The sequence below is a fragment of the Bradyrhizobium sp. P5_C11_2 genome, assembly GCF_054049755.1.
Window position 1 is genome coordinate 1 of sequence record NZ_JBFULT010000470.1, and the last position, 5964, is coordinate 5964.

6 protein-coding genes and 1 pseudogene are annotated in these 5964 nt (G+C 67.8%); 4 read left to right on the plus strand and 3 right to left on the minus strand.

Annotation, left to right across the window (positions count from 1 at the left end; all coding sequences use genetic code 11):
- From ACXJL8_RS31280 to ACXJL8_RS31290, 3 genes are all read left to right on the plus strand, one after another.
- The coding region (locus ACXJL8_RS31280) for an amidase family protein (protein ID WP_456686173.1) at positions 1–266 on the plus strand (266 nt) is incomplete at its 5' end.
- Between the two features lie 53 nt (positions 267–319).
- Positions 320–523, plus strand: a complete 204-nt coding sequence (locus ACXJL8_RS31285; RefSeq protein WP_456621192.1) for a hypothetical protein — start codon at positions 320–322, stop codon at positions 521–523.
- A gap of 16 nt (positions 524–539) precedes the next feature.
- On the plus strand, positions 540–1772 hold the full coding sequence (locus ACXJL8_RS31290; protein ID WP_456621193.1) for an NAD(P)/FAD-dependent oxidoreductase: 1233 nt from the start codon (positions 540–542) through the stop codon (positions 1770–1772).
- Here ACXJL8_RS31290 and ACXJL8_RS31295 read toward each other — a convergent pair.
- Both ACXJL8_RS31295 and ACXJL8_RS31300 read right to left on the minus strand, forming a co-directional pair.
- On the minus strand, positions 1769–3853 hold the full coding sequence (locus ACXJL8_RS31295; protein ID WP_456686174.1) for a tetratricopeptide repeat protein: 2085 nt from the start codon (positions 3851–3853) through the stop codon (positions 1769–1771). The two genes, ACXJL8_RS31290 and ACXJL8_RS31295, sit on opposite strands and share 4 nt — an antisense overlap.
- Before the next feature lie 56 nt (positions 3854–3909).
- Positions 3910–4746 carry a helix-turn-helix transcriptional regulator gene (locus tag ACXJL8_RS31300; RefSeq protein ID WP_456621195.1) on the minus strand — a complete coding sequence of 279 codons (837 nt, stop codon included), beginning with the start codon at positions 4744–4746 and terminating at the stop codon, positions 3910–3912.
- A 102-nt stretch (positions 4747–4848) separates the two neighbouring features.
- On the opposite strand from ACXJL8_RS31300, the gene ACXJL8_RS31305 reads away from it, so the two are divergent.
- Positions 4849–5733, plus strand: coding sequence for an SDR family oxidoreductase (locus ACXJL8_RS31305; protein ID WP_456621196.1), 885 nt, complete (start codon positions 4849–4851; stop codon positions 5731–5733).
- A gap of 33 nt (positions 5734–5766) precedes the next feature.
- Here the strand turns inward: ACXJL8_RS31305 and ACXJL8_RS31310 are convergent.
- Positions 5767–5964 (minus strand): annotated as a pseudogene (locus tag ACXJL8_RS31310) (dicarboxylate/amino acid:cation symporter); the annotation flags it as partial.

Genomic DNA, 5964 nt, shown 5'->3' on the forward strand with positions numbered 1-5964 from the left:
TCCACTGGCTCGCGCTCGCCTATGCCGTCACCCTCGCCGGCCATCCCGCGATCAGCCTGCCCGTCGGCGTCGACGAAGCCGGCATGCCCTTCGGCCTCCAGATCGTGGGTCCGCGCGGCGGCGACGCCATCGTGCTCTCGGTTGCCGCGAGCCTCGAGGCTGCGTTTGCGGGCGAACCACAATTATGCCGGCCGTTGCCCGACCTGGCGCGGCTTGCCGTGGCGCCGCCGCTGTCGGCGGCAGCGGACTTCCTCACCTGGGAATAGGCCAACACGAGAGCCAGCAGTGCCGCCGGATCGCCGGTGAACCGGAGATGAGCATGACTGATTTGTCCACCGGCAGCTCCGCATTGACCGGCATCTTCCTCTACGTCATGTACAAGTCGGAGACGCTCACGGTGCTGATCGTCTATCAATCGCTGGTCTACTTCTTCAAATCCATCGTGGCGATGACCGCGATGTCGGTCGTCGTCGCCGCGACGATCAATACCGCACAGGCCAAGCTCGCGCCGAGCCCGGCCTGACAGGAGATCCTTCCCGATGCAAAGCGCAATCGTTCTCGGCGGTGGCATGGTGGGGGTGGGCGCCGCGCTGCATCTCCAGCGCCGCGGCTGGTCGGTCACCCTCGTCGACCGCAGGGAGCCCGGCCGCGAGACCAGCTACGGCAATGCCGGCATGATCCAGGCGGAGGCGGTGCGGCCCTATCCGATGCCGCGCGACCTCGCCTCGCTCCTGAAGATCGCGACCGGCCGCACCAACGACGTGCGCTACAGCCTTTCATCCCTCCATCTCCACGTCGAGCCACTGCTGCGCTATTGGTGGCACTCGGCGCCGAAGCGGCATCGCGAAGCGATCGAAGCCTGGGCGCGGCTGATCGCCTATGCGACGCCCGAGCACGACATCCTCATCCGCGAGGCCCACGCCGACAATCTGATCCGGCGCGCCGGCTATCGGGCGCTGTTTCGCGACGCCGCGTCGATGGATCTGTCGATCAAGGCCGCGGAGGAAGACCAGCGCGAATTCGGCGTGAACTTTCGCGTACTGTCGGGCAGCGAGCTCGCCAAGGCCGAACCGATCCTGCGCGACGATCTTCCCGGCGCCATCCACTGGCTCGACACCTGGACCGTGTCAGATCCAGGTGCGCTGGTCACGGCCTATGCCGAATTGTTCGAGCGTTTAGGCGGCTCGATTGTGCTCGGTGATGCCCAAAGCTTGCAGCAGACCGCAACCGGCTGGTCGGTCAACACCGACCAGGGTCGCATCGATGCCGCCAACGCCGTCGTCACGCTCGGGCCGTGGTCGCCGGATCTGTTGCACAAGTTCGGCTATCGCATTCCGCTGGTGCGCAAGCGCGGCTACCACATGCATTACAGCGGTGGCGCGTCGCTCGATCTGCCGCTGGTCGACAAGGGCAACGGCTACGCCATGGGCCCGATGGCCAAGGGCATCCGCATCACCACCGGCGCCGAGCTGACTGGCCCTGACGCGCTCGCAACGCCGGTGCAGCTCGCCAGTGCCGAAGCCTCCGCCCGCGAGTTGATTGATCTCGGCAAGCGCGCCGAGCCCGACCCGTGGTTCGGCACCCGCCCCTGCACGCCAGATATGCTGCCGGTGCTCGGCCGTGCCCCGCGCCACCCCGGCCTCTGGATGAACTTTGGCCACGGCCACCAGGGCTTTACGCTGGGCCCGGCGACGGGACGTCTGCTCGCCGAGATGATGAGCGGCGAGACGCCGTCGATCGATCCGGCACCATACCGGCCGGAGCGGTTCTAGCCCTCGGCTTTCGCGGCGAGGACCGCGAGCGCGGCCGACAGGCGCATCAGGGGGGCATCCCATTCCCGCGGCCTGCGCTGGCGGAACAGTCGCATGGTCGGATACCAGGGACTGTCCTCGCGATCGCGCAGCCAGCGCCAGTCGAGCGCGTAAGGCGTGAGCATCCACACCGGACGGCCGAGCGCGCCGGCGAGATGGGCGACCGACGTGTCGACGGCAACGACGAGATCGAGCGCCGCGACGGCTGCTGCCGTATCGGAAAAATCGCCGAGCGCTGGCGCCAGWTCGATGATCTCGWCGCCGAGCGCCGCAAGCACCGGACCATCGTCTGGCCGCGGCTCCTTTTGCAGGCTGTAGAGCTGGACGCCCGGCATGACGAGGCGCGGCAGCACGGCCTCGGCCGATAGCGACCGCTGCCGGTCGCCCTTGTGCCCGGCATTGCCGGCCCAGACCACACCGACCTTCAATGCCGTCACGCCATCGAGCGCGGCACGCCAGCGCGACAGTTTCGCGGGATCGGGATGCAGATAGGGAATGTCGGCGGGAATGCCGTCCAGCGTGGTGCCGAACAGTCGCGGCAGGCTCATCAGCGGCAGTTGCAGGTCGAACGGCGGCAGCAGTTCGCCGCGCGGGATCACGATGACATCTGATAGCTGTCGCAGCAGCGAGGCGAGCGCGGGCTGAACCTGCAGGATGATCCTGCCTCCTCTCGCGGCCACCATCGGCAGATAACGCACGAAGTGCAGGGCATCGCCGAGCCCGTATTCGGCGAACAGCAGCAATGTGCGGCCGTCGAGCGGCTCGCCCTGCCACTCCGGCTGGCTGAAGGTCGGATCGCCGTCCGACAGCGTCTTGCATCTGCGCCGCCACCGATAGGCTTCGAAGCCGTTGCCGAAGTCGCCGTTCAGCAGCAGGAAATGCGCGTGATTGTACTGCGCCAGCGGCTGGTCCGGAGCGAGCGCGACGGCTTGACGCGAGACCGCGAGCGCTTCGTCGATCTCGCCGGCGTTGCGCAGTGCGACCGCGAGATTGGCGTGGCCCTTGGCATAGAAGGGATCGGCCACGACCGCGCAGCGGTGCGCGGCAACCGCGTCCTCGGCGCGATCCTGCTTCTCGAAGATGATGCCGAGATTGGTCCAGGCCGGCGCATGATCGGGCTTGAGCAGCAGCGCGTGCTCGCAGGCCGCGATGGCGTCGTCGAGCGTGCCGAGCTCGGAGAGACAGGCGCCGAGATTGCTCGCGATCACATGATCCGCCGGATCGCGCGCAAATGTCCGCCGGTAGATCGAGGCCGCCTCGCGCAGATGACCGGCCTCGTGCAGAACCAGGCCGAGCAGGCGCAGCCCCGCGACGTTGTCCGGCGCAACCGCAATCGCGCGGCGATACTGCGCGATCGCGTCCTCGAGCAGCCCCTGGCGATAGAGCGCAGCGCCGAGATTGCACAGCAGCCCGGGATCATCGGGATCGGCGTCGAGGGCGCGACGATAGGCGGCCTCGGCCTCGGCGAGCCTGTTCTGGTCCGCAAGAACGTTGCCGAGATTGAGCCAGACGCCGCGATAGGCCGGCTCCCGCGCAATCACCGCCCGATAGGCCTCTTCCGCCTCGGTCAGTCGCCCCTGCTCCGCGAGCGCGACGGCGAGGTTGAAGCCGGCTCGCGTCAGATGCGCATCGAGCGCGAGCGCGCAGCGATAGGCCGCCTCGGCCTCGTCGAAGCGCGCGAGCTCGCCAAAAGCCACGCCAAGCTTGTTGTGCAGGCCGGYATCGTCCGGCCGCCGGCGAAGAGCGCGCTGGAATGCCGCCACCGCGCCCTCGTGCTCGCCCTTCACCGCAAGCGCGTCGCCCAACGTGACCAGCGCCGGCGCATGGTCGGGGTCGATGTTGAAGACGCGGTCGAGCAGCGCAGCACCCTCGGTCGCGCGGTCGGTGACGAAGGCGGCGACGGCGGCAAGATGCAGCGCCGGCACATGATCCGGCGCCGCCTTCAGCACCTCCGCGCAGAGCGCGTCGGCCTCGTCAGGCTGCCCCGCCGCAAAATGCTCCGCCGCCTGCAACACAATCCGGTCGACTGCCGCCTTGCCCACGATGCCCGCCCTTTCGAAGTCAGATGCGGGTTAAACGCGCGAGCTGGCAAATTCCGTCAGTCGGCCCGTTCGGCCAGCAGCTGCCTGATGCGGTCGGCATCTTCAGGCGTCGCCGGATTGTAGACGATCATGCTGAGATCGGAGCGGCCCTCGACATTGAAGCTCGAATATTCGAACGACATGGTGCCGTGGACGGGATGCCGCAGCCGCTTGGTGCCGTCGCCATGATGGCGCACGTCGTTGTCGCGCCAGAGCGCCGCGAACTCAGGACTGGTGCGGCACAGCTCGTCGACGAAATCGGCGACATGCGAGACCGCGCCCGCGCGGGCGGCGTCCGCCCTGAAAGCGGCCACCACGAAGCGCGCCACGCTGTCCCAGTCATATTGCGCGGCGCGCACGCGCGGATCGCAGAAGATGAAGCGCAGGATGTTGCGCTGTCCCGGCGGGATCGCGCCATAGTCCGTGAGCACGGCGGTCGCGGCTCGATTCCAGGCGACGACATCCCAGGTCGCGGTCCGCACCAAAGCCGGGCTGAATGCGAGCGCATCGAGCACGCGCTGGAGTCGCGGCGAAACGCCTTCGGCGGCCCGATAGCGCACCTCGGGCGGGCGGCCGAGGCCAATCAGGAACAGATGCTCGCGCTCGACATCGGTCAGCATCAGGGCGCGGGCGATACGGTCGAGCACGTCGGCTGATGGCGCGCCGCCGCGGCCCTGCTCCAGCCAGGTGTACCAGGTCGAACTGATATTGGCGCGTTGCGCCACCTCCTCACGCCGCAGCCCGGGCGTGCGCCTGCGGCTGCCGCTGAGGCCGAACGCAGCGGCGTCCAGCCGGGTGCGGCGATCCCTGAGATAGGCCCCGAGCAGGTTTTCGGCCGAAGCGGTTTCGCTCATCCTGTTAGCTGTTATACCCCGATAAGGTCACTACTTTACCCGGATAATCCTAGCGCAGATGGTCCTCTCCACCAACCCTCTTCCGATCCCTGGAGACTGCTTATGCGTGTATTCGTCACTGGCGCCACCGGCTTCGTCGGCTCCGCCGTCGTTCGGGAGCTGATCGCCGCCGGCCACAGCGTTACCGGTCTTGCCCGGACCGATGCCGGCGCGGCCGCCCTCACCGCGATGGGCGCGGCGGTCCATCGCGGCTCGCTGGAGGACCACGCCTCCCTGCGCAGCGGTGCGGCCGCCTCCGATGGCGTGCTACACCTCGCCTTCAACCACGATTTCTCGAAATTCGCCGACAATTGCGAGCTCGACCGCCGCGCCATCCTCGCGCTCGGCGAGGAGCTGAAGGGCTCCGAGCGTCCGCTCATCGTCACGTCGGGCGTGGCATTGCTTGCGCCCGGGCGGCTCGCGACCGAGGACGATGCGGCGGCCCGCCACTTTCCGCGCGTCTCGGAAGCGACCGCCGAAGATCTCAGGGAGCGCGGCGTCCGCGCCGGCATCGTGCGGCTGCCGCCCACGACCCATGGCGAAGGCGACCACGGCTTCGTGCCGCGCCTGATTGCGATCGCCCGCGAAAAGGGAGCCGCAGCCTATATCGGCGAGGGCAACAACCGCTGGCCGGCCGTTCACCGTTTCGACGCCGCGCGCGTCTATCGGCTTGCGCTCGAGCAAGGCGCGTCCGCCGGGCGCTATCACGCCATCGCCGAGGAAGGCGTCCCCTTCAAGACGATTGCGGAAGTGATCGGCAAGAGAGCGGCCGTGCCCGTGGTCTCGAAATCGGCCGACGAAGCCGAGTCCCATTTTGGCTGGTTCGCGCGATTTGCCGCCATCGACGTTCCCACATCGAGCGCGAAAACGCGCGCCCTGCTCGGCTGGGCACCAAAAGAAAAAGGGCTGATCGAGGATCTCGACCAGCCCTGTTACTTCAAGACCTGACGGCGCATTGCGCCGCCGCAGGCAATTGGCGGATCAGTCCGTCGTGATCGCCGTTTCCATGTCGGTCGGATCGATCTGCTGGTTCAGCCGCGCGTTGAGCTTGTCGCGGTCGAGCTCACCCTCCCACCAGGCGACGATCACGCACGCGACGCCGTTGCCGCTCAGATTGGTCAGCGCGCGGCATTCGCTCATGAACTTGTCGATGCCTAGCACGATCGCCATGCCCGGCAC